At 63.1% G+C, this 23,178-nt stretch carries 22 protein-coding genes and 2 pseudogenes; 2 read left to right on the top strand and 22 right to left on the bottom strand.

All coding sequences use genetic code 11. The annotated features are described in order from the left end of the window. Positions 1–20: 20 nt before the first annotated feature. The 19 genes and pseudogenes from NKJ15_RS10280 to NKJ15_RS10190 all read right to left on the bottom strand — a co-directional run bounded on the left by NKJ15_RS10280 (position 21) and on the right by NKJ15_RS10190 (position 19,178). The gene (locus NKJ15_RS10280) at positions 21–281 is read right to left on the bottom strand and encodes a DNA -binding domain-containing protein (RefSeq protein ID WP_023715497.1); all 261 of its coding nucleotides are present in this window, start codon (positions 279–281) and stop codon (positions 21–23) included. A gap of 177 nt (positions 282–458) precedes the next feature. Then, the gene (locus tag NKJ15_RS10275) at positions 459–785 is read right to left on the bottom strand and encodes a DUF736 domain-containing protein (RefSeq protein WP_023703893.1); all 327 of its coding nucleotides are present in this window, start codon (positions 783–785) and stop codon (positions 459–461) included. 612 nt (positions 786–1,397) lie between these two features. Further along, on the bottom strand, positions 1,398–1,616 hold the full coding sequence (locus tag NKJ15_RS32945; RefSeq protein WP_502906887.1) for a hypothetical protein: 219 nt from the start codon (positions 1,614–1,616) through the stop codon (positions 1,398–1,400). A 357-nt stretch (positions 1,617–1,973) separates the two neighbouring features. Further along, a complete protein-coding gene (locus NKJ15_RS10265; protein WP_352504281.1) occupies positions 1,974–2,141 on the bottom strand; it encodes a hypothetical protein in 168 nt (55 codons plus the stop codon). 198 nt (positions 2,142–2,339) lie between these two features. Further along, positions 2,340–2,801 (bottom strand): hypothetical protein, encoded by a 462-nt coding sequence (locus tag NKJ15_RS10260; RefSeq protein WP_352538295.1) that lies wholly within the window; start codon positions 2,799–2,801, stop codon positions 2,340–2,342. A gap of 58 nt (positions 2,802–2,859) precedes the next feature. Continuing rightward, the gene (locus NKJ15_RS10255) at positions 2,860–3,786 is read right to left on the bottom strand and encodes a DUF2493 domain-containing protein (RefSeq protein WP_023703898.1); all 927 of its coding nucleotides are present in this window, start codon (positions 3,784–3,786) and stop codon (positions 2,860–2,862) included. A gap of 342 nt (positions 3,787–4,128) precedes the next feature. Continuing rightward, on the bottom strand, positions 4,129–5,166 hold the full coding sequence (locus tag NKJ15_RS10250) for a DUF7146 domain-containing protein (RefSeq protein WP_031213831.1): 1,038 nt from the start codon (positions 5,164–5,166) through the stop codon (positions 4,129–4,131). Then, positions 5,163–9,494, bottom strand: a complete 4,332-nt coding sequence (locus NKJ15_RS10245; protein ID WP_352815078.1) for a strawberry notch-like NTP hydrolase domain-containing protein — start codon at positions 9,492–9,494, stop codon at positions 5,163–5,165. The genes NKJ15_RS10250 and NKJ15_RS10245 overlap by 4 nt, the downstream gene beginning before the upstream one ends. Positions 9,495–9,667: 173 nt before the next feature. Next, positions 9,668–9,935: pseudogene (locus tag NKJ15_RS10240) on the bottom strand (DUF6117 family protein). Continuing rightward, positions 9,932–10,345 (bottom strand): hypothetical protein, encoded by a 414-nt coding sequence (locus NKJ15_RS10235; protein ID WP_352815076.1) that lies wholly within the window; start codon positions 10,343–10,345, stop codon positions 9,932–9,934. Before NKJ15_RS10235 ends, NKJ15_RS10240 begins: the two are co-directional and overlap by 4 nt. A 101-nt stretch (positions 10,346–10,446) precedes the next feature. Beyond that, positions 10,447–10,923: a UCP036055 family protein gene (locus tag NKJ15_RS10230; protein WP_352815075.1), complete on the bottom strand. Its 477-nt coding sequence runs from the start codon at positions 10,921–10,923 to the stop codon at positions 10,447–10,449. Between the two features lie 91 nt (positions 10,924–11,014). After that, the gene (locus tag NKJ15_RS10225; RefSeq protein ID WP_352815073.1) at positions 11,015–13,144 is read right to left on the bottom strand and encodes a ParB/RepB/Spo0J family partition protein; all 2,130 of its coding nucleotides are present in this window, start codon (positions 13,142–13,144) and stop codon (positions 11,015–11,017) included. Between the two features lie 167 nt (positions 13,145–13,311). Beyond that, positions 13,312–13,677, bottom strand: a pseudogene (locus NKJ15_RS10220) (DUF2958 domain-containing protein). Further along, on the bottom strand, positions 13,674–14,645 hold the full coding sequence (locus tag NKJ15_RS10215; RefSeq protein WP_352815071.1) for an ArdC family protein: 972 nt from the start codon (positions 14,643–14,645) through the stop codon (positions 13,674–13,676). The pseudogene NKJ15_RS10220 and the gene NKJ15_RS10215 overlap by 4 nt, the downstream one beginning before the upstream one ends. Positions 14,646–14,830: 185 nt before the next feature. Then, positions 14,831–16,828 (bottom strand): DNA ligase D, encoded by a 1,998-nt coding sequence (gene ligD / locus NKJ15_RS10210; protein ID WP_352815069.1) that lies wholly within the window; start codon positions 16,826–16,828, stop codon positions 14,831–14,833. A gap of 540 nt (positions 16,829–17,368) precedes the next feature. Next, positions 17,369–17,632, bottom strand: coding sequence for a hypothetical protein (locus NKJ15_RS10205; RefSeq protein WP_023696803.1), 264 nt, complete (start codon positions 17,630–17,632; stop codon positions 17,369–17,371). 194 nt (positions 17,633–17,826) lie between these two features. Further along, entirely contained in the window at positions 17,827–18,519 is a 693-nt protein-coding gene (locus NKJ15_RS10200; RefSeq protein WP_023696805.1) for an SOS response-associated peptidase, read from the bottom strand. A 27-nt stretch (positions 18,520–18,546) separates the two neighbouring features. Beyond that, entirely contained in the window at positions 18,547–18,834 is a 288-nt protein-coding gene (locus NKJ15_RS10195) for a hypothetical protein (RefSeq protein WP_352504270.1), read from the bottom strand. A gap of 44 nt (positions 18,835–18,878) precedes the next feature. Continuing rightward, positions 18,879–19,178 carry a hypothetical protein gene (locus tag NKJ15_RS10190; RefSeq protein WP_023696807.1) on the bottom strand — a complete coding sequence of 100 codons (300 nt, stop codon included), beginning with the start codon at positions 19,176–19,178 and terminating at the stop codon, positions 18,879–18,881. A 59-nt stretch (positions 19,179–19,237) separates the two neighbouring features. On the opposite strand from NKJ15_RS10190, the gene NKJ15_RS10185 reads away from it, so the two are divergent. Continuing rightward, positions 19,238–19,573, top strand: a complete 336-nt coding sequence (locus NKJ15_RS10185) for a hypothetical protein (RefSeq protein WP_352815067.1) — start codon at positions 19,238–19,240, stop codon at positions 19,571–19,573. A 3-nt stretch (positions 19,574–19,576) separates the two neighbouring features. Then, a complete protein-coding gene (locus NKJ15_RS10180; RefSeq protein WP_023696809.1) occupies positions 19,577–19,807 on the top strand; it encodes a hypothetical protein in 231 nt (76 codons plus the stop codon). Positions 19,808–20,087: 280 nt separating this feature from the next. Here the strand turns inward: NKJ15_RS10180 and NKJ15_RS10175 are convergent, their stop codons facing one another. The 3 genes from NKJ15_RS10175 to NKJ15_RS10165 form a co-directional block, all read right to left on the bottom strand. Beyond that, on the bottom strand, positions 20,088–20,339 hold the full coding sequence (locus tag NKJ15_RS10175) for a hypothetical protein (RefSeq protein WP_245263712.1): 252 nt from the start codon (positions 20,337–20,339) through the stop codon (positions 20,088–20,090). 113 nt (positions 20,340–20,452) lie between these two features. Further along, the gene (locus NKJ15_RS10170; protein WP_023669898.1) at positions 20,453–20,590 is read right to left on the bottom strand and encodes a YHYH domain-containing protein; all 138 of its coding nucleotides are present in this window, start codon (positions 20,588–20,590) and stop codon (positions 20,453–20,455) included. Between the two features lie 947 nt (positions 20,591–21,537). Beyond that, a complete protein-coding gene (locus NKJ15_RS10165; RefSeq protein ID WP_352815065.1) occupies positions 21,538–22,881 on the bottom strand; it encodes a hemolysin family protein in 1,344 nt (447 codons plus the stop codon). Positions 22,882–23,178: the final 297 nt, after the last annotated feature.

Below are 23,178 nucleotides of genomic sequence, written 5' to 3'. Positions count from 1 at the left end.
GAACCACAGGCGCTATGGAGCTAGTTGCCGGGTCGACGCAAGAGATGACGGTAGCCTGCACGCGCCATCCAGCGCGCTCGCGCCAGATGGCTGTCGTGGATGCGCCGGGCGCGTTGTGGCTCCTTCGTCAGATCAATGCCGAAGAGGATTTCGACCACCTCGCGCCAGTCCGCACCGTCGTCGGCGGCGTCAAGCAGGCGCATATAGAGCTTGACGTGTTCCCGATCGTATTCGGTGAGTTCGTCACTGGTCGGCGCGGTTTCGTCAAACGGCTCGATCATCGCTTGCCCCGTCTTCACAGAGTGAAAGCCTGCATTTTATAGAAACAACAGCGCCGACGGAGGATAGGTGATTAGCATCGGGCGATGCGGTTTCGGCATCGCTCTCGGCTTGAGTGAACCGAGCCGCACTTCCGCGGAAGAAGGCCCCGGCCTTCCGGCCGGGGCCTGCGCGGGTCCTCAATCGCCCCGCCGCGCGTTCGGGCGGGACCAGATGAGCGAAAAGCCCTCACCTTCCTCGTCGTCGAAGAGGTTGGCGTAGATCGGGGCGTTGAAGCTCGGATCGTCGAGCTTAAGACCCAGATAGTCACGGCCCTCGTTGGAGGTCTTCGACCAGGCGGCGCCGATCTCGGCGCGGCCGACCAGCACCCGGTGGCTGGGAGCATTCTCGCCAGTGGCGCGTGTGTCTGGGACGATGCGCACGTTCTTGGCCAGTACGCTGAGGGTGACGATTTCACCGGTGAATTCGTTGGAGGCGGACTTCTTGAAGGTGCCGATGGTAGCCATTGTAAGTCTCCGTTTTCTGTTCCGAGCCCGCACCATGCGGCCTCGATGGCGATCACTTGGCCGCAGGCGACCGACGACGCATCGCTTGCGACCGGAGCAACGCGGAGGACGGCGCAGGAACGACTTTCTTGGCTCGCGAGGAATGGCGGCGCTCGGGGTCCCCATGCGCTTGCGGCATGGGGTGGGAGCCGGCAGGGGAAGAAAGTCGAGACGCGCCGTTGCGGCCTAAGCGGTCGAGGCTTCAGCCGTCCTTCGGCCAGATCAGCCCATTGAAGAGGCCGTTTGGAGCGGTCTGGGGACGGATTGGCAACGGAGATGTTGGCGCCCAACTCGCCGCCAGCAGATCGCTACGAGTTTCACTGGGATCGTCCACACATTCCAGGCAAGATCCCGCGCACCCCAACGCCGCAGCCACCGGCCGCGCTGCCGTCCTGCCACCGACTGGTCGGCCTGCCATGTGCATCGACCGAAGAAGGTCCAAGTCCACAGACGGGGCCGCGCCGGCACGTGGCCGTCGCTCGATCCTTGGCATGTAGCCCGATTGCTCCAACCACCGATGATGAGGTGGCCAGCCCTTCGTCGGTCTGGTCCACCCGGCTCGCCCGCGCGGGTCTAGGCTCGAACCACGTCCCTGCCGGATTGGTCGGCGGCTGTCATGCCCCCGACCCGGAGATAGGCCGTGACGCCGACAGCGGTCGCGCCAATGACGGAAAAGACGATCTGCCAGGTTTCCGAAGGCATCATGTGCTTCGCGATGCCATGGGAGGCATGGTAGCCGGCAACGATCGCAGGCGCGATGAAGACCAGCGTGATCGCCAGCTTCGCCCACATGGGGCGAACGACGCCAAGGAGAATTTGGCCGACACCGAGCGTCAACCCGGCTGCGAGGCTACCGACGAGGATCGCGCCAAGCCAGCCAGCACCGGTGTTGAATGCCTACGTGCCTGCGCTGACCCCGACGAACAACGGAAGGGCGAAGATAGCAAGCGTGAAGAGCAACCAGCACAGGATGCCGATGGCCGCGATACAAACGGACATGCCGAGGATGATCATGGTGGTGTCTCCGAGAGAATAGCTCTGGCGATTGCGCCTTCCACCACCACCTGGCGCAGTGCACAGCATAGCAAAAGAGAAGCGCGGGCGAAACCCGCCGGTGTTCTTGCATCGCCAGGCGCGATGTCCGCCCCGTCATGGGGCGAACGGGTCGATTTCGCTGATGATGGCGGTGTCGTCGCCGTCATACTCGTTTGCCGGCACGACCGAGAGAGTGCCGTCGCCGGCACGAAAGATGACGATGGCGACCATGAGGGTGGCGGCGAGGCTGAAGGCGAAGGCATGTGCGTCGGCGAAGGACATCGACCCGGCTCCTGTTTGAAGCGGAGGACCATCCCCCGCTTACAGGCGCCCGATGCGTCCGGCCGATGGCCGCAATCACCGCGAAGGCGAAGCCGGAGCGGCGGCACGCTTCGCGTAGTCCGACCCCTTGCGGGTTGATGGCTTCAGGCCGTCGGTCGGACCAAGGATCAGCGCAATGGTCGCGGGGTGTGGTCATCTTCAAGTCAGGAGCGGGCGGGAGTCGTTGGCGCGACGCTGATGTTCCATGAGAGTGTGAGCGAGTTGCCGCGCGATGTGGCGGGCGTCGAGCGAGAACCCGGACGGCCATGATCGCGATGGGTCCCGTTGGAAGCCGCCACGCTGAAAATGAGGATGGAGCTTGGCGATGACGCTGTGCAATTGCGGTGGCAGGCCCAATCCAGCTCTCTCGGCGTAAAGAGCCGCCTTGCCGAGATCGTGCCCGATATGGCGGCGGTTCCAGGGATCGTCGGTCACGACTCTGAGAAGATGCGACTTCAGGAGCAATTCGATGGCGATGGCGATGGCGTGAAGGGCCGCATTGTGCCTGCCTAGATCCGCCGCCCGGTCGGCGCCATCGAGGTGGGCGGCGGCATTGCGCAAGAAGGTGTCGGCGAGCGCGATGTCCGGCGTGAAGCTTTCGGGAAAGGATTCGAACGACACGGCTTGAAGAATGCCGTGCCTCCCCTGCTATTTATAGGGGGGTAGGTTCCGACGGCGCTTACGCGCCGCCGTTTCCGAGCCGATAGACCGGGATGCCGACCTTGCGGGCCTTGTCCGCGAGGTTCTCCTGAATTCCGGTGCCCGGAAAGATTATGACGCCGATCGGCATGACCGCCAACATCTGGTCGTTGCGCTTAAAGGGAGCGGCCTTGGCATGTTTGCTCCAGTCGGGCTTGAAGGCGACCTGCGGAACCTTGCGATGATCGGCCCAGCGGGCGGCGATCTTTTCGGCGCCTTTCGGTGATCCGCCGTGCATCAGCACCATGTCGGGGTGCTTGGCGCGGATTTGGTCGAGCTTTGCCCAGATAAGCTCGTGATCGGTGGTATCGCCGCCGGAGAAGGCGATCTTGGCGCCGGCGGGTAACATGACCTCGGTTTCCGCGCGCCGCCTGGCCGCGAGGAAGTCGCGGCTATCGATCATTGCGGCGGTGAGATGGAGGTGGTTGATCATCGACCCCGTGCGCGGTCGCCAGGCCGAGCCGGTGTACTGATCGTAGTGGTCGGCGGCCTGGTCACGCATGAGCTCGAAGGCGTCGCGCCGTTCGATCATGGTCTGGCCCTGGGCGGTGAGGTTCTCGAGTTCAACCGCCTTGATCTCGCTGCCGTCCTGTTCGCGCTGCAGGCGGCGCTGGGCCTGCTCGTTGTCGTCCAGTTGCCGCTCGATACGTTGAACAGCTCGGTGGAAGACATTGGTGACGGACCAGAGCAGGTCATCGAGGTCGGGTTCGAGGCGCGTGTCGGCCAGGGTAGCGATGAGGGCGTCAAAGATGTCGGCCACGGCTCCGGCCACGTGGTCGCCAGCAGGGAGCGGTCGCGGATCTGGCTCATCCGCAAATGGGCGCCAGCCATAGAGCTGGAGTTCGGTCAGGATGTGATCGGTTGGAGAAGCGGCGTGGTGCGGTTCGGTGTCGTCGTGCTCGCTCATGGGGCTGCTCCCGTCGGTTTGACCGCGACCCTCGCGGCCTTCATGGCGACGAGAGTCCACGGGCGGGAGGGTCCGACACCCGCAGCGAAGCGGAGGGCCGGAGCGCAGCGGAGGATGGCGGCGGCCGACTATTTTGCCTCGCGATGGAAAGGCGTCGCGCCCAATCGCTGCCATTCGCGAGCAGTCGCGCGCCGCCGGAAAATAGTCGGCGGCCGCCATTGCCTGGCCGGCCAGTTTGTGGGCCCGATCGCCCTCTTGAAGGCGGGTCGCGGTTCTCTGCCGGCGGGCCACGCATCCATGCGGCGCTGCCGGCACAGTGCGCTGGGCGCTTCCCCTCACGGCTCATGCCGCCTGTGTCAGATAGCGGGTGCGATCTTTGCGCATGAGCTGGTCCGCTATCGAGGCCTGGAAGGCGGCAAGTCCGAAATGGCGGAGGTCTTCGTTGAAGTCTTGCATCGCCGGCGACAGCACGATTGCCTCGATTCCGGCGTCCGTCGCACGCTCGAGCAGGCTGTCTCGGGCACCGTCACCGGCCGGATCGTTGTCGCGAATGACATAGAGCCGCCGCAGGTTCGGAGGGAACAGGATGGCGGCAAGATGGGCTGCCGAGAGTGCCGCAGCCATCGCCATGTCGGGCAAGGCGCATCTGAGCGACAGCGTCGTCTCGATGCCTTCGCCTGCCGCCATGACGCTGCCGGGTGCGCCGAAGCGGACGGCGTGACCCAGAAGGTCACCCATTGCCCGACGCGGCGTGCCGACGGGTGCCTTGCCGGTGCCGTCCGGTGCGAGCCAGGTGCGGTGCGCGCCGGTCAGATGTCCATCGAGGTCGGTGACAGCGGCGATCATTGCCGGCAAGGTCTCGGTCGGTCCTTGATCGTCGTGCCGGTAGTAGCAGCGCGGATGGAACCGCAGCGATCCGGTGCCGGACAAAGTCGTGATGCCGCGTCCACGCAAATAGGTTTCCACGAGGGTGCCTATAATGGGCTTCGACATGGCGACCAGTCGGCGAGCCGCTTCTGGAGATCCAACGGGGACCTGCGTGATCGGCTCGGCCGGTCGGGGTGGCATGGCATCTGGCATCGCGAGAAACACGCGCGCCTCGTCGGCGACGTCGCGGAAGTTGATCAGTCCGAGGGATTCGCGGATGACATCGAGCAGGTCGCCATGCTCACCGGTAGCGGCGTCGGTCCATTTGCCTGGCGGTCCCTTCGGGGATGGCCGCAGACGCACGAACATCGAGCGGCCCGGCGCATTGCGGACGTCGCCGACGGTCCAATAGTTGCCTTGGCGACGGCCATTGGAGAGGTAGTGGCGGCACACCGCCTCGGCATGTTCGCCGAGGCGGTGTGCGAGGTTGGATGCAGCTTGACGCGGAATCATGCAGCCTCCCGCTCACCGACCCGCTCGATTGGGAAGCGGTCGAGCACGCGCTCCAGCACGGCGAGCCCGTTGGCGTCGATCGGCACGAACATCCTGAGCTTCCACGAAATGATCTCGTGGAAGAGACCGTAGGCGGTGAGGCGCTCGCGCATCGTGTCGGTGAAGCCGGACAATTCGATGCGCCATGCGCCCATGACGCGGCTGCGGCGAAGCTGGAGATCCTCGGCGAGATCGAGGATTGTCCGCCCGTCCATCAGAGCCGCAAACGCCTGTTCCGGCGACAGCGCAACCACGTTCGTCGCAGAGGCGTTGGCGGCCCATGCCAGCGAGACGCGGCGGCCGATGAGGCGCTCGCCCTCGTCGGTCTGAAGTCGATAAACGCGGGTCGACTCGTTGGGCAGGCGCTTCCAGATTGGAAGCAGCAGGCCGGTGACCATGTGTAAGACCGAGTCCGAAAACTCCGGCACCCCGGCGATTTCGGCGGTCCAGGCAGTTGTGAACGCCTCGCGGTCGGCCTCGACCCAGCGTGTTTCGCCCATGGCCTTGAGCGGCATGTTCTGGCTTTCCATCGGCCGGATCAGACGGACACGGCGCTCGACCTCGCCATCGTCGAGCATGACGCTGGGGGTCGGGATCTGTACCGCGGCGCGGCCCGATTGCTTGTTGATGAGCAGTAAGGCACGCGGATCGCGGAGATGATCGAGCGCCGCATTGAGCGTGACGGGCCGATTGCGCTTGCGTTCGGTGATCGTGAGCAGGCGGCTTTCGGTGCCGGTGCGCGGATGGGTGTAGATCACCTGCCGATCGGTGACGACGAAGTTTTCGGCCTGCAGCGTCTCCAGCCCGGCATCGTAGGTGCCTGACGCGATCGCGCCCTCGATGCGCGCCGCCTGCAGTTGCTCGAAGGCACCGAACAGCACGCCCTGCAACTCGATGGTCAGTGCGAGCAGGCGATTGAGGAAGGTGGTGATCGGCGGCAATTCGTCCTTGATGCCATTGGCATCCATTAGCTTGAGACCCGTCGCCGCCTCGAAACGCTCGAGTGTGCAGCCCTCGACCTTGCCGCGTACGATCAGCAGATAGAGTTGCCGCAGCGCATCGCGGGCATAGTGGCTTTCAAGATTGTCCTCTGGCCGGAACAGGCCTTGGCCACCGGTCTGGCGCTGGCCACGGGTGATCGCGCCCAACGTGTCGAGGCGGCGGGCGATCGTCGAAAGGAAGCGCTTTTCCGCCTTCACATTGGTCGAGATCGGCCGGAAGAGTGGCGGCTGCGCCTGATTGGTGCGATGTGTGCGGCCGAGGCCCTGAATGGCAGTGTCGGCCTTCCAGCCGGCCTCGAGCAGATAATGCACACGCAGCCGCGTGTTCCGGGCTGAGAGTTCGGCGTGGTAGCTCCTCCCCGTTCCGCCCGCGTCCGAAAAAACCAGAACGCGCTTCTGGTCATCCATGAAGGCCTGCGTCTCGGCAAGGTTGGCTGACCCGGAACGGTTTTCAACGACAAGGCGCCCGCCCTTGCGGACAATGCGGCGCGAGCGACCGGTGACCTCGGCCACGATGTCCGTGCCGAAATGCTGGACGATCTGGTCGAGCGCGCCGGGGACAGGCGTCAAGCTGGCGAGTTTGGCGATCAGCTCGTCGCGCCTGGCGACCGCCTCCCGGCTCTCGACGGGCTGGCCATCGCGGTAGACCGGGCGCGACGACAGATTGCCTTCGGAGTCGGTGAAGGGCTCATAGAGCTGCACCGGGAAGGAATGGGCGAGGTAGTCGAGGACGTATTCGCGCGGCGTGATGTCGACGCGAACATCGTTCCATTCCTCGGTCGGCAGTTCGGCCAGCCGCCGTTCCATGAGCGCCTCGCCCGTCGAGACGATCTGGACAACGGCCGCATGGCCCTCCTCCAGATCGCGGGTGATGGAGCGGATCAGGGTCGGTGTCTTCATGCTGGTCAACAAATGACCGAAGAAGCGCTGCTTGGCGCTTTCAAAGGCGCTGCGCGCGGCCGACTTGGCCTGGGCATTGAGCGTGCCGGTGCTACCGGTGACGTTGGCCGCCTGCATCGCCGCATCGAGATTGTTATGGATGACGCCGAAGGCCCCAGCGTACGCGTCATAGATGCGGACCTGTTCGGGCGTCAGCTCATGCTCGAGCAGTTCGTATTCGACGCCGGAGAATGACAAAGACCGCGCCGTATAGAGACCGAGCGCCCTGAGGTCGCGCGCCAGCACTTCCATCGCCGCGACGCCGCCGGCCTCGATCGCCTCGACGAATTCGGCCCGCGTCGGGAACGGAAAATGCTCGCCGCCCCAGAGGCCGAGCCGCTGGGCATAGGCGAGATTGTGGACGGTGGTGGCGCCAGTCGCCGAGACATAGACGATGCGGGCATTCGGCAGCGCGTGTTGCAGCCTCAGGCCGGCACGGCCCTGCTGCGAGGGGGCTGCATCGCCCCGTTCGCTCTTGCCGCCACCGGCGTTTTGCATCGCGTGCGCCTCGTCGAAAATGATGACCCCATCGAAATCCGGACCCAACCATTTGACAATTTGTTTGACCCGCGAAACCTTCTCACCGCGATCGTCGGAGCGCAGCGTGGCATAGGTGGTGAATAGGATGCCTTCCGGCAGCACGATCGGCCTGCCCTGCGGGAAGCGGGAGAGCGGGGTGACCAGCAAGCGCTCCATGCCGAGCGCGGACCAGTCGCGCTGCGCATCCTCGATGAGCTTGTCGGACTTGGAGATCCAGACCGCCTTACGATGGCTCTTCATCCAATTGTCTAGGATTACGGCCGCGGACTCGCGGCCCTTGCCCACCCCAGTGCCGTCGCCGATCATGAAGCCTTGCCGGAAGCGCACGGCACCCGCGGTGTCATCGGCCGCTACGCTAACCACGTCAAAGGTATCGTCGAGCGTCCAGGCGCCGGCGAGATACTCGGCGTGAGCCTCGCCGGCATAGATGACAGTCTCGAGCTGCGCGTCCGAGAGCAGGTCAAGGACGTTCCTCGGCAGGCGCGGCTGGTAGCTCGGCTTGGGTGGCGCCACCGAGGCCATGGCCGCCGATTGAACGAGCTGGGTGGGGTGAGCCCGAGAGCCAGGAATGCGGATCGCCTGAAGCCCGTAGGCCTCGTAGATGGCGTCGCTGATCTGGCCGTCCTCGGCCGCCTGCCAGTCGACAGCCTCATAGGCGAGGTCGATGGCTTCCGGTTCGGCGATGGACATGCGTGGCGTGGTTCTTCTCGCCGAGCGTGTGAGATAGCCGTGCACGGTGCGGGGCGCGGCGACCGCCGATGCCGCGCTGGATACGGCGGCCATCACGACCGGCGGCCGCGCGGGAAGGCGCTCCTCAATCCACGCGAGGAGCGTCGCCGCATCCGGAGCGATGCCGGGAGCATCCGCGAAGACGGTGGGATCTTCCGCCGGGAGCTTGTCGATGACGGTGAGGCGTGTCGGAAAGGTCGTGCCATGCTTGGCGTAGGCCGAGCCGCCGATGGCGGCGGAGAAGACGACGCGGCCACGTTCCTGCAGGCGAGTGAAGGCGGCGGTCCAGGCCGGATGGTCGGGCGAGAAGTTCGCACCAGTGATTGTCACCAGCCGCCCGCCGGGCGCAACGCGCGCCAGCGCCGAGGCGATGTGCCGCAAGGCCGCGTCGGCCATGCGGCCCTCGACATTGGCCATGACCGAAAAGGGTGGGTTCATCAGCACCACGCTCGGCACGGCGCCAGCATCGAGATGGTCGTCGATCTGGGCGGCGTCGAAGCGGGTGACGGAGACGGCCGGGAAGAGGCGGGAGAGAAGTGCCGCGCGCGTCTCGGCCAGTTCGTTGAGGATGAGCGAGGCGCCGACGATCTCGGCCAGGACGGCGAGCAGACCGGTGCCGGCCGAAGGCTCCAGCACACGGTCGGCCGGCGTGATGGCGGCGGCCGTTGCCGCGACAAGACCAAGCGGGATCGGCGTCGAGAACTGCTGGAAGGTCTGCGCCTCTTCGGACCGGCGGGTATGGGTCGGCGTCAGCCCGGCGATCTTCGACAATGCGGATAGCCGGAGAGCCGGCGACGCGGCTTTGCGGAACAGCGCTTTTCCGTACTTGCGCAGGAAAAGGACCGTGGCCGCCTCGCAGGCATCGTAGGCCTGCTTCCAGTCCCAGGCGCCGGCGGCGTCGGAGGCGCCGAATGCGGCTTCCATCGCCGCGCGCAGCTTTGGCGCGTCGATGAACTCGCCGCGTTCGAAACGGGGAAGCAGCAGGTCGGCGGCCGCGAAGATAGCGCCGGCTGCACCGGTTTGGGCGAGCGGGAGCGGCGCGGCAGCGGGAACCGCCACAGCGGGCGAGATCATGTTCATTGTGACAACCTCGGGAGAGCGGGGACAGGATCGGGCCGCGCGGCGCTCTCTCTGGACCGCGAAGGCTCAAACCCATCCCGGCCTGCCTCTCCCTCTCAGGACCCCGCAAAAGCCAAAACAAAACAAGCGCCCCGCCATGAGGTGGAGCGCTTGCCGGTATCGACCGACCTCGATCATATTCCGCCGTCAGACTCCGACTTCTGTAGGAAACCATTGGCGTCGTCGGGATCGGGCGGCAGGTAGGCATCATAGGGATTGCCATCGGCGAGATGGCCGAACGGCGTGAACACGTAGTCCGCGCCCTCCCGACCGACCGCGCAGATTACATAACGCCGCTGCCCGGTCGCCGCGTCGGCGCATTCCATCAGCGCGAGGTTGCCGTCGATGGCGGCAGAGAAGCAGCGTCTGGAAATTGCTGCGGGCATGGTCTGGAATGCTCATGGCGCATCCCCGGGTTCAACTGGATCGCGGGCGCCTTCGAGGATCGCTTCGCCGCGCGCGATCGCCCATTCGGCCTTGCCGAGCCACCCCGACGGCGGCCGGGGGGCCTGGGTATCGCCGACGATGATCTTGAGCAAGCCCAGCATGAGTTCGAATTGTGCGGCCTTGCGCTGCACCGCTTCTCCGAAATGTGCAGGAACGGGAATGGCCTGTCCACGGTAAGCGGGGCCGGCACTCTCCCAGATGCCGGTGACATGGGTTTCGCCCAAGGACTCGCAATCCTCCCGCTGTCCCGACCAGTCATCGTCCTCGATGGCTAGCCGGCAGGCGACCTCAGGCGTGTCAGCCGAATACATTGCGTGCCGGAAGATCGGCAGGTGGTAGGTCGTCTCGATAGTGAATCGCGGCATCGTGCTGCTCCTGAAAAACAGGCGGCCCGGCGCTCGTCTCCGAGCCCGGGCCGTGGCGGGTCGAGGTTGATGTCCATGCGTGCAGGTGTGATGTTTCGCGGTTACGCCGCCGCCCGCCCCTCGACGACGTCGGCGCCGACTTCGTCAGCGGTGACGTCTTCAAGACGCGCATTGCGGTACCCGGTCTTGGCCAACCAGAGTGCGGCCGCCTCCCGGCTCTCGGCGAGGTGCAACAATTCGTCGTCGTCGCCAATCTGCTGCAGGACCCGGACCATACCGATCGCGGGTCGCTCGACGATCTCGAAGCTGAGCGCGCTGTCGACCGAGTGGCTACGCATAACGGTCACGAGGATGATGCCGCCGGAGGAAAAGTTCCCTTCGTTGAGCGTGATCGAGGCCGGGGCGCAGTAGGTCGGACGGTCGCGCGGCGATGCCTTGCGCACCAGGCGGCCGAGACCGTTGCGACGGCCCCAGTCGGCGAGCTTGCGGGTGAAGCGCGCGGGCGGTTTGGGGGTGCCGTCCCAGTAGCGGATCAGTGAGCCGAGCGGGGCGTTGTCATAGACGATGTGGGCAGACATGGGTGTCTCCTGAAACGAAAATGGCCCGGCGGGCGCCAGGCCGTGAGGTAAAGGGGGAACGGGGCGACCGGAGCCGCCCTGTCGACGGGTGCTATTCGGCAGCGACGGCGTGAGCGGTGACCTCATCGGATGCCGCCGAGTCGTCATCGCCGACGAGGAATTCGGGCAGATCAGCTTCCTCCCCCTCGTCCGGCTGCGCGGCCGGTGCGTCCTGATCGATCAGACGGAGCGGTTCGGGCAGCCAGCCACTATCGGTCAGGAGGCGTTCGGCCTCCTTGGCCATGTCCCCCTTCTTGAGATGGTCGATGAGCTGGGACGCCTGGACGCCGGCGCCTTCGCGCACGGCTTCGAGAATGCGGGACTTGGTGACGCGGCCGAGATAGTTGTCGACCGTCGGGCGCCAGCCTGCACCCACCATGTCGAGCCCGGTGGCACGAGACAGCCGGTCGGCCTCGCGCAGCCGCTGATCCAGCCCATGCTGAGAGATGCCGCTACCGCTATAGGGATTGGGCCGCTCGAACAGGGCGTTGATGCCATAGCTGATGCAGTGCGCCAGCAGCGCGTGGCGGCTGGCTTCATCGAGGCTATCGAGCCAGGCCCACAGGGTCTGATCGTCACCGAGTGGGATGTCGCCCTTCCACGCCTCGTGGCGTTCATCGATCGCCTTGGCCGCGAGGCTGTCTTTCAGCTCGGCGTCTTGCGTCGGCAAGTGGACATGTCGGACGAACGCCTCGAGGCAGCCGGTCGCGGAGCGATGACCGAAGGTGTCCAAGACGAGCCGATGCAACAGCGCCGTGATGGCCACATGCTGGTTCTCGGCCACCGCATTGCGCAGCGCCAACGTGCGATGGGCGGTGAGTTCGATGACCAAGCGCTCGGGCAGCGGCTTGATGGCGTCGCCGTCATCCTCCTCAGGCTCGGGCGCCTGCGCGCCGTTGGTGATGATGGCGCGGCGGACCGAAGGATCGTGTCTGCTATCCTCGTTCTCGGTGGCGCAGCCTGGCTCGCCGGAGTCGCATTCGACCGCCTGCATGGCTTCGTCCTCGGGGCGAACATAGCCCCGATCGGCGACGAGATCGCCATCACGATCGATGCTGATGAACACACCGGCGCGGGCGATCTCGGCCCGATCGTAGTTCATCGGCCGGCTCTCGAAGGCCTCAAGCTCGGTCTCGATCTGACCGAGGCGCTGATCGACATCGTCGGGGAGTTCGTCGGATTCGCCATACTCGGCTTCCAGCCGTTCGTACTCCGCGCGCAGGGCTTCGCGTTCCGCCCGCTCTGCGTCGGTCGGATCGACGGGGGTGCCGGCCAGTGTCCGCAGACCGTGATTATGGTCATAAGGCAGATCGACATCGACCACGATCCACTTCCAGCCCTCCGTCGCGATTTCGTCGGCGATCGACTTCAGCTTGTCGCGGACCAAGCGGTCGAGCAGAGCCGGGTCCTGCAGCCAGCCGCCATTGTCGGCCTCGAACAGGTCGCGCAGCACCACGCCGCCGGCAGCCACATACGCGTCGACACCGACGAACAGCGCCCGGCGATCGCTTGCTCGCACCGTGGTCTCCGTCAGCAGGCGCCGGATCTGCTGCGGCTCCTTCGACCAGGAGTTTTCGAGCGCCTCCCAGATATGCTCCTGACGCGTGTGGTCGTCGGTCACGGTGAAGGCCATGAGCTGCTCGAGCTTCATGCCATCCTGCTCGTAAACCTCCTGCAGCTTGGTCGAAACCCTGGCCAGCCTCAGGCGCTGCTGCACGAACGTTGCGGAGACGAAGAAGCGTGCCGCAATCTCGTCATGGCTGGCACCCTGGTCGTGCAGGGTCTGGAAGGCGCGAAACATGTCGAGCGGATGTAAATCCTCGCGCTGAAAATTCTCGGCAAGTGAATCCTCCTCGATCGGGACCTCACTATTGGCGTTGGTGACGACGCAGGGAACTGGCTCGGTTTTGATCATGCGCTTCTGCTTGACCAGCAGTTCCAGCGCGCGATAGCGGCGCCCACCGGCGGGCACTTCAAACATGCCGGTCTCATTGCCCTCGCCGTCCAGCACCGGCCGGACGTTGAGGCTCTGGAGCAGACCACGCCGTGCGATCGAGGCGGCAAGGTCCTCGATCGTTTCCCCGCGCTTGATGCGCCGGACATTGGACTGGCTCAGCATCAGCTTGTTGAAGGGGATATCACGCGAGGCGTTGAGGGTGATCTTCTGCTTGGGCGTAACCATGTGGCTATCTCCGCGACGGGCGGCCGAGACTCTCTCAACCTCCAAACCCGTCACAAAGAAAGGCGCAGCCCTCTCACTCTGAGGACTACGCCGCAAAGGAAGATCCCGGGGGGCACAGGGCCGCAGACACTTGCGCATCTGCGGCTTTGCGGATTCAAGCTGAGATCTCACGCGTCCTCCCGACCAGCCTGGGCGGCCTGGACGCGTTCCGCGTCGCGAAGGCTTCCGGCCCGGCGGGCGGCCTCTGCCCAGACCGAAATCGGCAGGTCTGTGGCAAAGAGAATGTCACGCTCGATGCCCATGCCGAAGGGCAGCCGGACCGACGTCATCTCGAGGAGTGAGAAACTGCCCAGTTCGGGATAGCCGAGATCGGCGAGACCGAACATGGCGTCGCCATCGGCATCCAGCTCGGTCGCGAGCTAGGTTCCTTCGCCGAGCGGGTTGAAGAGCTTCACCACCGGCACGTGATCGGCGTTGCGTTCGCGGCCATTGGAGAGGAGGCGCTCGCGCTGTTCCTCGGAGAGGAGGATCATGCCGCCCTCCTGTCGATCTCGGCCATATCGACCTCGGCGGAGCCTGCCTTTGCTCCGCTGCCAGGTTGCGGCAGGAAGGCGAGCAGCCAGTCGGCCGCCTTGCTGGCCTGGGAGGCCGCGCGCACGATGGCGCGGTTGTCCTCGCGCAGGATCTCGAGCCAGGAGGCCAGGTAGTCGGCGTGGCGCACGGTCGGCACGATGCCAAGCGAGGCGCAGCAGAAGGCAGCGTTCATCTCGGCGACCAATTCCTCGAAAGCATATCTCTTGGTGCCAAAGGCGCCACCGAGGTCACGGCCGACGCGGGAGGCATGGCCGGTCGCATGGCCAAGCTCATGCAGGGCGGTGCGGTGCCAGTCGATGGTCTCAAAATAGGCCTGCGGGGGAGGCACACGCACGTAGTCCTGCGCCAGCACATAATAGGCACTGCTGCCACCGATGCGGAAATCGATACCTGTCGCCTTAATCAGCGTCTCGACTGTAGGCTCGATCAACCCGGGCTCTGGTGCAGGCGGAGCCGCGGCCAGAACGTCGGGCAGATTTTCACATTGCGCCACGTTGAACACGATGAAGCGCTTCAGGAACGGTATGGCCAGTGCCGCCTCACCGGTTTCCCGCGCGCGATGCTTCTCGTCGTCAGGGATGAAGCGGTCAGCATAGACGACGGTGGTCCCGTGTTCGCCCTTGCGGACATGGCCGCCCAGCAATAGCGCCTGGCGGAAAGTCAGCCAGCCCTGGATGGGAAAGCCATGCTCGACGACCGCACCCCACAGGATCAGCACGTTGATCCCGGAATAGGCGCGGCCTGTCGCGGCATTGGCCGGCATAGCAAGGGGCGCTTGCGCCGCCGCCGTGCCCCAGGGCTGCACCCAGGGAAAGCGGCCTGCTTCCAGTTCGGCGATGATCTTGTTGGTGATATCGTCATAGAGGCTTGACCGGTCGGCGCCGGCGCGAGCGTAATGTCTAGACATCGCGGTTCTCCGCGACGGGCGCCGGAGGCCTCTCCTCCAGCCCTCAACCCGTCACGGCAAACCGGTCCGTACTCTCACTCTAGACGGCGTTGCGGGGACCTGCCGTAGAAGGGGGACGCTCTCGAATTTGGGCAAAGGCGGTCCGCGCCAAATCAAATGTCGCTAACCATCTGGTTTGGTTATTGCTACCGGACTGCGTGGCGGATGCGATCGGTAAGCGTTTGTTCGACGTCGAAATAGCCCTCCCAGGCTTCGGGCAACTGAGCCCGCGCGGCGGCGGCGAAAACATCGAAACCGTTGGCGCTTTCGCAGGAGGGCAACTCCTTCCAACTGACGGGCACCGCGCACGCCGCCCCCGCGCGTGCCCGAGTGGACCAGGGACAGATTGCAGTGGAGCCCTGGCCGTTGCGCAGGTAATCGAGAAATATTCGGCCCTTGCGCTTCGCCTTGCTCATGTTGGCGAGGAAGCGCGACGGATCTGTACGGGCCAGTAGTTCGGCGAAGTCTTGGCAGAAGCTCTTGACCTCGTCCCAGTCTGCCTCGGGGACGAGCGGCACGACCACATGAACGCCCTTGCCGCCGGACAGCAACGGCCACGACTGCAGTCCAAGCGCTTCCAGAATGCCTCGAATGTCGAGGGCTGCCTGCTTGACGGCAGTGAAGCCCAAGCCTTCGTCGGGGTCGATGTCGAAGATCATGCGATGCGGCAGATCCGGCTGCTGGCGCAGGCTTCCCCAGATGTGGAATTCGAGCACGTTCATCTGGACGCCTGCGATCAGCCCAGCCAGGTCATCGACCCACAAGATGCGGCTTTCCTTCCCGGACATCTTCTCCAACTGGCCGTCATGGATGGCCTTGGGCATGCCGGGCAGTCTGTGCTTCTGAAAGAAGGTCTGCTGCAGGTCGCCATCGGTATCGCGCACCAGCGACAGCGGTCGATCCTGGATGTGCGGCAGCATCTTCTCGGCGACGAGGGCGTAGTAGGCGGCGAGCGTGGCTTTGGTCACCTTGGTCCCGGGATACATGACCTTGTCTGGATGCGTCAGCTTGACGCCGATAGCAGCGGCGATCTCCTTGCCGGTTCCCGGGTCCAGATTGGCGGAGCCAAGAGTTGCCGGCGTCTTCGGCATTTCCATCACCACCTGGTCGGCTCGCTTGTCTTCGCGCATGCCCTCGAAGCTTGGATGCCGCAAGCTGCCGTCCGGTGTCACTTCGGCATAGGTGACCTCGGCTACTAGCTCGGGCTTCACCCACTTGGCACGGCGGGCAATGTCTCGCGGAACGGACGCGAAAGCCGGTTTGTCAACACGGCGTCTCTCGAGCTTCGCGAGGATGTCCTTGCGCATCGCCTGGGTGAACCCAGTGCCGACGCGGCCGCGATAAATGAGCTGACCATTGTCGTAAGTGCCGAGGATCAGCGATGCCATGCCACGTCCTGTGTCACTTGGGCGGTAGCCGCCGACGACGAATTCCTGTCGCTTCGTGCACTTGATCTTGAGCCAACTCCCGGTGCGGTCGCCGACGTAGGAGCTGTCGGCGCGCTTGGCGATGACGCCTTCGTGGCCGCCCTCGCACATGGCGTCGAACACCGTTCTGCCCTGGTCGACGATGTGGCTGGAAAATTGCAGAATGTCGTCAGGGCGGCGCGCGCCCAGCAGGGACTCAAGTCGCGCCTTGCGCTCGAGGAGCGGCAGGGTCGACAGATCTTCACCATCGAATTCAAGCAGATCGAAGGCGTAGAACTTGAGGGGCATACCCGCGGCAATGCCGGTTTTCAGCATGGAGAAGTTCGAGCGGCCTTGGCTGTCGATGGCGACGATCTCACCATCGATCAGAACCGCGCCTTTGGTCAGTCTCTGAAGCGGCGGCAGGATGACCTTGAACTGTCGGGTCCAGTCGTGGCCATTGCGGGTATAGACGACAACGTTCGAGCCGGAGATGGCGACTTGGGCACGATAGCCATCGAACTTCATCTCGAAGAGCCAATCCCCGCCCACCGGTATGTGGTCAGTCAATGTGCAGAGCTGGAAGGACCGAAATGCCGGCAGCGGATATGTAGGGATAGATTCTGAGTCTCTGCGCCGTGTGCGCCTTTTGCTGATGCTGAGGGTGCCATCTACAGCCGACATGCGGATCTCGGGTCCATGGTCCGATTCAATACCCTGCCTGGGATTCGGTTCCATGCCCAAGCATCCCGCGCCGGCGATCGTCGGCGCTCAAAGGAAGAACGGCGTATAAGCCGCAGTCCTGCGCGCGTCCGCGAATGCGGACATTGTCGCGCGCGGGACGGAGGAAATTCGCCCCCGCCGCGGGCGGTTAACAGGACAGCCGTAGGAGCGTCAGCATAGCGCCGGCCGCAGGACGGGACGCGGGACCGACTGTCCCCGTCCGCGGCGGTCATCGTTTGCATTCAGGATATGGATGCGACCGGCATCGTTCGCGCGCATTTGCTTTTCTCGACTGTGTCGCCGCTGATCGGCGACGATAGGATTGGCCGATACATCGGCGAGTTGGTCTGAAAGAGTCGCGCACGTCATGGCCATTGAGGTGCAGCAGGTCGGCGACGAAGTGGAGGTAGTGCAGCGGGCGTGTGAGATGAGGCACATGTGGGGCAGCATCAACCACTGGCGGGGCGATGCTGGCCCGGCCGAGTCTCGCAAGGTCGGCAAACTAGGCAACACACGCACGATAGGCCTTGGGCCGACCCGACCCGTGACGTCTGGCTAATCCATGTCCGGAACGTCGCCGCAGACGAATAGCGTCGTGGGCGGCCCATAGTCACCGAGCGCTGGGTCTGCATCACGGCTCCAGGCTATGACACCAACGTGGCCTGACGACAGAGCCTTAGCCGTGCGGACTGCGCGTTCTTCGCTCTGCTGGTCGGTGGGACCGTAAGCGGCAAAAAGCTCGCCGTCTTCGCCTCGATCAAACGCAACGACCACAATCAGCTTCGGCTTAGTCTGCGTGGGCAGCATATTGTCCGACATTCAAACCTCCTAGAGGAACCGTTCCCCGTCGTCGCGATGCTTCAGGCAGAACCAGTGCGATGGCTGCCGCGGCCGGGCAAAGCCGAAACCTCCATCCTTATCGCAGCCGGGGTGCTCGCACGGATGATTGGCAACGCGTCGTCGGTCGCGCGGCGGCGCTGTCATGCCTTCGGCAAGCCGGCTCGGTTCGTCGCTCATAACGGGTTGATCGGCCCGACCAGGCCGGGATAGTCGTTGGGCAATTTGTTGACGGCGCTCGTATTCACTTCACGACCAACGCGATTGAATTGAAGCTCGCCGTCGATGTCGTGGCGGAGAATGTCCTTGAGACTGTCCTTGGGTGTCGCAGGATCCAACCACGCGTCATAGTAGGCTTGGTCGAGGATGAGCGGCTGCCGATCGTGCAACTGCTTCATCGGGTCGCCCGCAGGCTCTGTGATGATGGTGCAGCTGGTGATGTCGAGATTGGAATTGTAGGCCCAGAGGCCGGCGAACGAGAAGGGCGCGTGGTCTGGCTGGTAAATGTGCCATGGATCTTTCTTGCCGTCCGCCGGTGAAATGGTCCATTCGTAGAAGCCATCCGCCGGGATCAGGCAGCGCTTCGATTTGAAGGCGTCGCGAAAGGCCGGAGCTGTTTCGATGCCCTCAATTCTCGCATTAAACATCGCCGCCTTCGGCATCTCCTTTGCCCAGAAGGGGACCAGCCACCAGCGCCCTTCGCGGAGCTTGTGATTGCCGTCTTCGCCGGCTGTTACGAACGGGACATCCTGGGTCGGCGCAATGTTGTAGCGTGGCTCGTCATTGCGGCCGGTTTCTGTCGGCGCCGTCAGTCGGTATAGCCGGTGGATTTCAGACCATGACAGGTATCTGGTGAAGCGACCGCACATTACTTGCCCCTGATTTCGCAAACCCCGCTAATTCACAGTCCCGCGCGCCAAGTTAGTGTATGCGGTCTTGAATTCGCGTTGGATCTGGCCTTGCACGATGCGGGACAACTCCCTTGCCTCTTCCTCGCTAGGCATGAGGCTGACGATTAGATCGGCAATAATCCAGCCACTCGCATATAGGGCACCGTCCGGAGTAAGCTTGTTTAAGACCTTGCATGCCTTCTTGACCGCCTTCTCGATTTCCGGGCGGTCGCGCATAATATTGGCAATCAGCTCGTCTTGCCGTTTCTCGGCGGTGTAAAGCACCTCAATCATTAGTTTCTCTCCTTCGCTGCGGCCACGGCTTCCGGCGGCTGGTGTCACTCTACCAGTTGTAAGAAAAGGTGGTTTTCCGGGACTGCGTCCACAGGCCAATCGGCGCAGCATGCAGCAATTGCCGCCTTGTTCGCATCCATCCAAACGCTCGCCGCGTTGTCGTCATCATCATTAGGCTCTTCGTCGGCCGAAAAGCTGGCGTCATCCCAGCCTTCCAACGCGAACATTCCATCGGCCGCCTGCTCAGGCGATATCCCAGCTGCGGCAAAGACAGCTTTTGCGGCTTCGATCCCTCGCTGTTTTTCTTCAGGCAGAGCGCCCTTGATCTCTAAACTGAGCTGCATGGCTCGCGTCCTGTGGCTATCGTGCCGACAGTGAACAAAATGAGAACGACAGAGTCAAGATGATCTTGACTGATGAGGAATATGTTCCTCTTTTAGGCGTTATGGCGCACGACCCGATCGACACGCTGGGAAAGGCGACCCGGCACAACATGCTTGTAAAGGCTGAGTGCAGTTGCGGCAACGTCCGCTACTGCCGGTCGGCCGACCTGATGATGGTCTATGGCGGAGGCGTCGATCCTCAGAAGCTGAAATTCGACTGCAACCGCTGCAAGCCACAGATCAAAATTACCTTGCTGGAGGTGCATCCCGAGCATCTGCCGAAGCGCTTGATGATCCACAAGCCGATGAAGATCGACGGCAAGGTCGTCTGGCACACAGAGAGATTTCGAGGATAGGACATGGCCAGGTCGAAAGGTTCGCAGCAATTATCACAGGCTGAAATTGAGCGCTTTGTGACGGCAGCGGAGGCACTGCACTTAAGTATCATCAAGCCGTTTATATCGCCCCATAGCGACCACTACCGGCAGACGCGCGTCCTGCATGAGGTGCTGTTGAAAGCCGTGCGGGAAGTCACCGGGAAGGAAGTGGCGTTCATCCAGTGGAACGGGACAGGGCCGTCCAAGCCGTAGCGTGGCTCTAGACGTTTTCGCAGCCGATCCCATCGCCGTCGCGGTCCAGATCATAGATATCCGTGCCGACAACAGTGACCGGGCCGCGTACCTAGGCGGACCATTGCCCTTTCCGGAGGAGCAATCGACGTCGCTGGCGATTGGAACGCAGGCTCCCGCGTAGTTTGGGTCGCACGCGTCTTCGGCATGAGCGCAGCCGATGAAAGATGCCACACCAAAAGCGACCGCGCCTACACGACGGAGCCGCCGGCTGGATCCTTATCCGAATCAGCGCTGTATCTCAGTCGTCTATCTCTTCGCCTTCATCGTCTTCGTCCGAACCGCGAGACGGGTCTTCAACGAATGTTTGGCAGCCCTCATTAAATGATTGGCTGTTTGAGCTGCAGTCGCTGTCGTTGGAAATCTGATTTTGCTCAGCCCAGTCGTAGCCAGCTTTATGCCCGGAACAATCTTCGGTGCAGTCATTTCCTCCGAAAGTCCCCTGCGCATGACATGGCGTAGCTGATGCCGCCGCAAGCATCAATGTGCCCAAGTGGAACAGCCTTCGAATTCTCATCTGCGCCCCCACGGTGAGCAACGCTGCTATCTAGGCGCCGCGAATATGCCTACTCGCACGAACCCAAATCACGCAATTTGGTCCTGATATCAGTGGCAGTGATACTCGCCAGTCTTGTGGTTGGTATGGCACCCATTGGCATCGGTGCCGCCGCCGTGTGCGAAGGTATCCACCGAAAATGCCAACATGGTCAAAGCCGCCATGGCGGCAAGAATTGTAGATTTCATATCGCCCTCCCAAGATAATTCGGACAGAAGAGCACTATCGTGAAGTTAGCACAACTGGCTGATTGCAAATTACCTACTGGTTAAGTGCCGATCTTCAATATCCAATATTGCTCCCGCGCATCAAGATCGGCCGATGAAATGGCGAGCGACGGGCTTAGACGCCCAATTGCGCGGCCATCTTTTGCGTGGCCGCCGTTGTCCGGTCAATGCCGCTGGTGATCGACAGCAGATGTCGTTTCGTCGAAAGAAATTCCGAGTCGCTGCAATCGGCCACAGCGCGCTTGAACCGGGCTCGCATGGCAATGAGCGCGACCTCGCCGTTACCAGATCACAGACCAGCGAGGCATCTGTCGGTGCAAGTTGATTTGCGACGGCCTTTCGGATCGCAAAGCTTCGCGAACTCGGCTTTCTCAAAGCGGGTCAACGGCGCGGCGGCGGAAAATCAGGGGATTTGGGATTGGTCTTGGCCATGACTTCTGTACACGATTCAAAAATCATTCTTCGCCGCAAAAAATTGCCGCATGCCGCATCTGTGGTCGTTCGTGGACACGCAACCGACATGTCCCTCCGTCGCGCAGTCGCTGTGGTAATGGGGGTGCCACCGCCCGGCGCCACAACGGCCTGTGGCGAGTGTCGATCAGCCTGGCTGACTCATAGCAGCCCGAATGCCATTGCGGTGAGAAAGGCCACCACTAGCACCACCAGGACCCCAATAATCAGCCAGACGGCGCTCTTGGCGTCCATTTAGACCCTCAACTGTCGGTTCCATTGATCACATAGCGCGACGCGAAGACGCTCACCAGTCACTGTGACTCCAGCGGATACGCGTCCTGGGCGAACTGACGGGCGTTTGTGGATAGGGACTACTGTGGAAGCGTGGGTTCGAAAAGTGGGAATATTCGCGCGCAAAAGGCCGGCCGGCTTACCGGCCTGTCGCGCGGTCAGTCTCAACTGGTTGCCGGCTTGGATGTAGGCGGCTCACGGCGAGCGAGCAGCTTGTCGATCCGCCTTCCATCCATATCGAGGATCTCGAAGCGCCAGCCCTCGTAGTCAAAGTGCTCACCGGCTTCCGGCAAGTGCCCAAGGCGGGACAAGGCGAACCCAGCGATCGTGTGAAAATCCCCTTCGGCAGACCCCGATCGGAATCCTAGGCGAGCGAACGCATCGTGCGCCAGCATCATTCCGTCGATGAGCAAGGACCCGTCATCGCGCTCGATGACATCAGGGTCCTCATTGTCCAGGTCAGGAAGGTCGCCTGCGATGGCTTCGAGCAGATCGGTCTGGGTGACGATCCCCTCCAGAGCGCCATATTCGTCGATGACGATCGCCAGGCGCACCGGCGTCCGCTTGAACTGATCGAGTACACGGAAAATCGGCGTTGCCTCGTGAACGATCAAAGGTTCTCGGATGACCGCCATCGGGTCAAGCGTTTTGCCGTCGAGCACCTGGTCGAGAAGGTCCTTCTTCAGAATCATGCCAAGCGGTTCGTCTATCCCCCCACGGCCGACCAGAAGCTGCTCATGGCGACATTGCCGGATGGTGCGCAGAATCTCGTCAGGGATGTCGTCGGTATCGATCCAGTCGATATCGCGTCGCGGTGTCATGATGTCGGCAATGCGCCGATCGCCGATGTTGAAGACACGCTCGACCAGTTCCTGTTGCGTCTGATGAAGGAGCCCTGCCTCCTGGCTTGCCGCCACGAGCAGCTTCAGCTCTTCGGGCGAATGCAAGGACTCCTCGCCTGTGCCCGGACGCAGACCGCACAGACGCAGCACCAGATTGCCGAGACCGTTGAGAACAAGGATCGCCGGCCTGAGCAGGAACAGGAACAGACCGAGAGGGCGTACGACCCGAAGTGCCGTGCTCTCGCTGCGCTGGAGCGCCAGACTTTTCGGCGCTAGTTCACCCAGGACAATGTGTAGCGCGGTTATGATGATGAAGGCGATTGCGACGGCAATGGTGTGCGAAGCTGCCGTGGCCAGCGACCCCATCACTCCCAAGAGGAGTGGCTCGATCAGATGAGCGAGTGCAGGCTCGCCGACCCAACCGAGCGCCAGCGATGAGATGGTGATGCCGAGCTGAGTTGCTGCAAGGTTCGCATCGAGATTCACCAAAGCCCGTTGAAGCAGGCTGGCGTTCGAGCGTCCAGCTGTAGCCAATTCGTCGACGCGGCTTCGTCTAACCGCGACCAGCGCAAATTCGGCGGCGACAAAGAAACCGTTGGCGCCTACGAGTAGGAGAACCAACAGAATTCCAAGAATGTCGCGTAGACTACCATCGTCCGCAGGCATGATATCCTCTTTATGAAACAGCCACTCTCATCTCTCAAGCGCGTATGCCGCCGTCGTGGAACCGCCGTTGGCCATCATTGCGGAGCGATCACCGCAGCTCCGCCTCTGACAATCAGGGGCAAGATAGCCAATTCCGCGCTGAGTATCCTACCCCCGCAAAAAATCCGCCGGCGCGAACCGGCGGGCCAGAAATCGGATAGAAAAAGAACCGGTCATGCCGGCCGAACTAAATGTGGCGTCTGGGTAGTCGAAGTCAATGGACCCGCCGGGTAGAGATCGCCTTTGATCCAGTGATTT

This window comes from Mesorhizobium sp. M0207 (assembly GCF_040321995.1).
In the GTDB taxonomy this organism is placed as follows: Bacteria; Pseudomonadota; Alphaproteobacteria; order Rhizobiales; family Rhizobiaceae; genus Mesorhizobium.
This window is presented reverse-complemented; position numbering and strand designations above follow the sequence as displayed.

Bases quoted from the DNA above. Each gene is read 5' to 3' on its own strand.
- NKJ15_RS10280 (WP_023715497.1), bottom strand. From the start codon at position 281: ATGATCGAGCCGTTTGACGAAACCGCGCCGACCAGTGACGAACTCACC.
- NKJ15_RS10275 (WP_023703893.1), bottom strand. From the start codon at position 785: ATGGCTACCATCGGCACCTTCAAGAAGTCCGCCTCCAACGAATTCACC.
- NKJ15_RS32945 (WP_502906887.1), bottom strand. From the start codon at position 1,616: ATGTGGGCGAAGCTGGCGATCACGCTGGTCTTCATCGCGCCTGCGATC.
- NKJ15_RS10265 (WP_352504281.1), bottom strand. From the start codon at position 2,141: ATGTCCTTCGCCGACGCACATGCCTTCGCCTTCAGCCTCGCCGCCACC.
- NKJ15_RS10255 (WP_023703898.1), bottom strand. From the start codon at position 3,786: ATGAGCGAGCACGACGACACCGAACCGCACCACGCCGCTTCTCCAACC.
- NKJ15_RS10250 (WP_031213831.1), bottom strand. From the start codon at position 5,166: ATGATTCCGCGTCAAGCTGCATCCAACCTCGCACACCGCCTCGGCGAA.
- NKJ15_RS10245 (WP_352815078.1), bottom strand. From the start codon at position 9,494: ATGAACATGATCTCGCCCGCTGTGGCGGTTCCCGCTGCCGCGCCGCTC.
- NKJ15_RS10235 (WP_352815076.1), bottom strand. From the start codon at position 10,345: ATGCCGCGATTCACTATCGAGACGACCTACCACCTGCCGATCTTCCGG.
- NKJ15_RS10230 (WP_352815075.1), bottom strand. From the start codon at position 10,923: ATGTCTGCCCACATCGTCTATGACAACGCCCCGCTCGGCTCACTGATC.
- NKJ15_RS10225 (WP_352815073.1), bottom strand. From the start codon at position 13,144: ATGGTTACGCCCAAGCAGAAGATCACCCTCAACGCCTCGCGTGATATC.
- NKJ15_RS10215 (WP_352815071.1), bottom strand. From the start codon at position 14,645: ATGTCTAGACATTACGCTCGCGCCGGCGCCGACCGGTCAAGCCTCTAT.
- ligD (WP_352815069.1), bottom strand. From the start codon at position 16,828: ATGGAACCGAATCCCAGGCAGGGTATTGAATCGGACCATGGACCCGAG.
- NKJ15_RS10205 (WP_023696803.1), bottom strand. From the start codon at position 17,632: ATGTCGGACAATATGCTGCCCACGCAGACTAAGCCGAAGCTGATTGTG.
- NKJ15_RS10200 (WP_023696805.1), bottom strand. From the start codon at position 18,519: ATGTGCGGTCGCTTCACCAGATACCTGTCATGGTCTGAAATCCACCGG.
- NKJ15_RS10195 (WP_352504270.1), bottom strand. From the start codon at position 18,834: ATGATTGAGGTGCTTTACACCGCCGAGAAACGGCAAGACGAGCTGATT.
- NKJ15_RS10190 (WP_023696807.1), bottom strand. From the start codon at position 19,178: ATGCAGCTCAGTTTAGAGATCAAGGGCGCTCTGCCTGAAGAAAAACAG.
- NKJ15_RS10185 (WP_352815067.1), top strand. From the start codon at position 19,238: ATGATCTTGACTGATGAGGAATATGTTCCTCTTTTAGGCGTTATGGCG.
- NKJ15_RS10180 (WP_023696809.1), top strand. From the start codon at position 19,577: ATGGCCAGGTCGAAAGGTTCGCAGCAATTATCACAGGCTGAAATTGAG.
- NKJ15_RS10170 (WP_023669898.1), bottom strand. From the start codon at position 20,590: ATGAAATCTACAATTCTTGCCGCCATGGCGGCTTTGACCATGTTGGCA.
- NKJ15_RS10165 (WP_352815065.1), bottom strand. From the start codon at position 22,881: ATGCCTGCGGACGATGGTAGTCTACGCGACATTCTTGGAATTCTGTTG.